The organism is Phenylobacterium sp., from assembly GCF_030697305.1.
GTDB lineage: Bacteria > Pseudomonadota > Alphaproteobacteria > Caulobacterales > Caulobacteraceae > Phenylobacterium.
In genome coordinates this window covers 1-4379 of sequence record NZ_JAUYQL010000071.1, presented here as the reverse complement: position 1 = coordinate 4379, position 4379 = coordinate 1, and the positions used below count along the sequence as shown (strand labels likewise).

Annotated in this window: 3 protein-coding genes; all 3 read left to right on the top strand. The window is 71.5% G+C overall.

The window, feature by feature from the left end:
• A partial coding sequence (locus tag Q8R27_RS08295) for a TolC family protein (protein WP_305698572.1) occupies window positions 1–1097 on the top strand: 1097 nt, incomplete at its 5' end.
• Window positions 1094–2041, top strand: coding sequence for an efflux RND transporter periplasmic adaptor subunit (locus Q8R27_RS08290; RefSeq protein WP_305698571.1), 948 nt, complete (start codon window positions 1094–1096; stop codon window positions 2039–2041). The genes Q8R27_RS08295 and Q8R27_RS08290, both read left to right, overlap by 4 nt.
• Window positions 2042–2048: 7 nt before the next feature.
• On the top strand, window positions 2049–4379 hold a 2331-nt coding region (locus tag Q8R27_RS08285; RefSeq protein WP_305698570.1), incomplete at its 3' end, for an efflux RND transporter permease subunit.

The following is a 4379-nucleotide window of genomic DNA, read 5'->3' as shown; positions in this document are numbered from 1 at the left end:
CCGCCGCGCGCGCCGCCATCGCCCAGGCCGGCGTGGCGCCCAACCCGATGATCGTCGTCGAGGCCGAGAACCTGGCGGGCAGCGGGCCTTACGGGTTCCTCGACCGGACCGAGACGACGCTGAACTACCAGCAGACCTGGGAGCGCGGCGGCAAGCGCGAGGCGCGGGTGGCCCTGGCCGAGCGCGGGCGCGACGCCGTGCAGGCCCGCGCCCTGGTTCGCGGCCTCGACCTGCTGGCGGAGGTGCAGAAGGCTTATGTGGAGGCCGTTGCCGCCGAGGCGGAGGCGGCGCTGGCCCGGGACCGGCTGGCGCTGGCCGAGCGCGCGCTTGCCGAGGTTGACCGCCGGGTCCGTTCGGCGCGCGACCCCCTGTTCGCCGGCGCCCGCGCGCAGGCCTCCGTCGAGGAGGCGCGGATCGAGCTGCGCAACGCCGAGGCGGAACGTGAAAGCGCGCATCGCACCCTGGCCAGTTACTGGGACGGCGCAGCGGCGTTGGAGCTCGATCCCCGCGCACTCGAAATCCTGGCGTCGCCAGCAGGTCCCGTCGAAGGCGTCGCCGACCTGCGATTGCTGGCGGCGGAGCGCGACACCGCCGAGGCGCGCGTGCGCGTCGAACGCGCCCGCGCAGTTCAGGACCCGGCCTGGACGCTCGGCGTCCGCTACTTCCGCGAAGGCGGCGATGTCGCCGCGGTGGCCGGGTTCAGCCTGCCGATCGGCCGCAGCGACGGCTATCGCGCGGGTCTCGACCAGGCTCAGGCCGAACGCCTAGCCGCCGAGCGCGAGATCGCCGCCGCCCGCCTGGAGCGCGCCCGCGAAGCCGCCCGGCTGTCCGCGCACATGGCGTCGTCGCGCGCCGAGGCCCAGGACGTCGAGGCGCGGCTGATCCCCCAGGCCGAGCGCGCCGTGGCGCTAGTTCGCGACGGCTTCAACCGCGGCGGCTTCTCCTACATCGACGTCATCGAAGCCCAGCGTGCCCTGGGCCAGGCGCGGGCGCGCAGGCTGGCCGCGCTCAAGGCCTACCACCTCGACGAGGCCGCGTTCGACCGCCTCAACGGCGCCCACGCCGACATCTGGACCGCCGCGGAGACCCGGCCATGAACCGCATCGCACACGCCGCCGTCCTGGCGATCTCGATCCTGTGGCTGGCCGCGTGCGGAGAGCGGGCGAAGCCGGCCGACGAGCATGGCCACGAACATGCGCACGAGGAGACCGAGGCCGGCCATGGCGTGAAGCGCACGACGATCACCGCAGCCGCGGCTCGCACCGCCGGTGTGACGGTGGCCCAGGTCGGCCCCGCCACCGTCGCCGAGACGCTGGACCTGTCCGGGCGTGTGGCGCTGCAGGCCGGCGGCAGATCGCAGGTCAGGGCCTGGTTCCCGGGGCGCATCGTCGCCCTGTCCGCCAACGTCGGCGACCGGGTGCGTCGCGGCCAGGTGATCGCCCGCGTCGAGTCCAGCGACAGCCTGCAGACCTATTCGATCCCCGCGCCGATCGGCGGCGTGGTGATGGAGCGCGCGCTCAACGTCGGCGACGTCGCCGCGGACGACGCGATCTATGTCATCGCCGATCCGCAGAAGGTGCAAGCCGAGTTCCACATCTTCCCCCGCGACGCCGAACGGATCCGGCCGGGTCAGGCGGTGGAGGTGCGCAGCCTGGGCGGAGGCGCGGTCTCCCAGGCGAAGATCGAAGCCTTCCTGCCGGCGGCCGAGTTCGACACCCAGACGCTGGTCGCCCGCGCCGGGCTGGCCAACCCGCAGGGGCTCTGGCGACCCGGCATGGCGGTGGAGGGCGCCGTGACCGTCGCGGCGTCCGAAGCGCCGCTGGCCGTGCGTTCCGCGGCCTTGCAGCGGATGGGGGAGGCGAGCGTCGTGTTCGTCCGTAACGGCGATGTCTATGAGGCCCGCCCGGTGCAGCTCGGCCGCCAGGCCGGCGGCTGGGCGCAAGTGCTGGGCGGCCTGAAGGCTGGCGAGACCTACGTCGTCGACGGCTCCTTCCTGATCCGCGCGGACATCGAGAAGTCCGCCGCCGGTCACGAGCACTGAGGACGCCATGCTGGAACGTCTGATCTGTCTCTCCATCCGCTGGCGCTGGATCGTCATGGCGATCGCCCTGGGGTTCTGCGCGCTCGGCGTGTGGAGCTTCCAGCGACTGCCGATCGACGCGGTGCCCGACATCACCAACGTCCAGGTGCAGATCAACACCGAGGCGCAGGGCTTCTCGCCGCTGGAGGTTGAACAGCGGGTCACCTATCCGATCGAGACGGCGATCGCCGGCCTGCCGGGGCTGGCCTACACCCGCTCGCTGTCGCGCTATGGCCTGTCGCAGGTGACCGTGGTGTTCGACGACGCCGTCGACATCTACTTCGCCCGGCAGCTGGTGAATGAGCGGCTGCAGGCGGCCAAGGGCCAGGTCCCGACCGGCCTGGAGCCGCAGCTCGGCCCTATCGCCACGGGTCTCGGCGAAATCTTCACCTATGTGGTCGAGCCGAAGCCGGGCGCTCGCAAGCCCGACGGCTCGGCCTGGACGCCGGAGGACCTCCGCACCTTGCAGGACTGGGTGATCCGTCCGCAGCTGCGCACCGTGCCCGGCGTCACCGAGGTGAACACCATCGGCGGCTACGAGCGGCAGTACCACGTGACGCCCTGGCCGGATCGGCTGTCCGCCTATGGCCTGACCATGGTCGACGTGATCGGCGCGCTGGAACGCAACAACGCCAACGTCGGCGCAGGCTATGTGGAGCGTGCGGGCGAGCAGTACCTGGTTCGCGTTCCCGGCCAGGCCAACGGCATGGATGACCTGCGCCGGGTGATCGTCGCCGAGCGCAGAGGCGTGGCGATCCGCGTCGCCGACGTGGCCGACGTGGGCCTCGGCCAGGAGTTGCGCACCGGCGCAGCCACGCAGAACGGTCGCGAGGTGGTGATGGGCACCGCCTTCATGCTGATCGGCGAGAACGCGCGCACCGTCTCCCAGGCCGTCGCCGCGCGGCTGGAGGTGGCGAACAAGGCGCTACCAGCCGGGATCGTCGCGACCACGGTCTACGACCGCACCGAGCTGGTGAACCGCACCCTGCGCACAGTCGAGACCAGCCTGCTGGAAGGCGCGCTGCTGGTGGTGGTGGTGCTGTTTCTGCTGCTGGGCCATGTGCGCGCGGCCTTGATCACCGCTGCGGTCATCCCACTCGCCATGCTGCTGACCATCACCGGCATGGTGCAGAACCGGGTCTCGGGGAACCTGATGAGCCTCGGGGCGCTCGATTTCGGCCTGATCGTCGATGGGGCGGTGATCATCGTCGAGAACTGCCTGCGCCGGTTCGGCCAGGCGCAGCACAGCCTGGGGCGCCTGCTGACCCGCGACGAGCGGTTCGAGCTCACGGCCCAGGCGGCGAGCGAGGTGATGAAACCCAGCCTGGTCGGCGTGGCGATCATCACGCTGGTCTATCTGCCGATCTTCACCCTCACCGGAGTCGAGGGGAAGATGTTCCACCCCATGGCATTCACCGTGGTGACGGCGCTGACCGCGGCCCTGGTGCTGTCGTTGACCTTCGTGCCGGCGGCCGTGGCGCTGTTCGTCACCGGCCGAGTGGACGAGAAGGAGGGCCGCGCGATGACGGCGGCCCGAGGCTGGTATGCGCCGCTGCTGGACAAGGCCATGCACCATCGCCGCGCGCTGGTCGCGGGCGCCGCCGTGCTCACGGTGCTGGCCGGCCTGGGCGCGACGCGGATGGGCGCGGAGTTCATCCCCAGCCTCGATGAAGGCGACGTCGCGCTGCACGCCATGCGCATCCCCGGCACCAGCCTGACTCAGGCCGTGGCGATGCAGGCCGCTCTGGAGGCGCGCCTGAAACAGTTGCCCGAGGTCGATCGGGTGTTCGCCAAGCTGGGCACCGCCGAGGTCGCCACCGACCCCATGCCGCCCAGCGTCGCCGACGTTTTCGTCATGCTCAAAGACCGCAAGGCATGGCCCGACCCGCGCAAGCCCAAGGGCGCCCTGGTCAGGGAGATGGAGGCCGCGGCTGAGGCGGTCCCCGGCAGCAGCTACGAGTTCACTCAGCCGATCGAGATGCGGTTCAACGAACTCAGCTCGGGCGTGCGTGCCGACGTCGCGGTCAAGGTGTTCGGCGACGACCTGGACCGCCTGTTGGAAATCGGCGAGGCGGTGGAAGCGGCGATGCTCGAGGTGCGCGGCGCCGAAGACGTCAAGGTCGAACAGGTCAGCGGACTGCCGGTGCTGCAGATCACGCCCGATCGGGACGCGCTGGCGCGGCTGGGGTTGAACGTCGCCGACGTGCAGGACGCCGTGCGTGCGGCGCTGGGCGGCGTCGAGGCCGGCCAGGTGTTCGAGGGCGACCGCCGCTTCGCCTTGGTGGTGCGCCTGCCGGAG

What these genes read in the sequence shown, in the direction of transcription:
- Q8R27_RS08290 (WP_305698571.1), top strand. Translation starts at nt 1,094, where the DNA reads ATGAACCGCATCGCACACGCCGCCGTCCTGGCGATCTCGATCCTGTGG.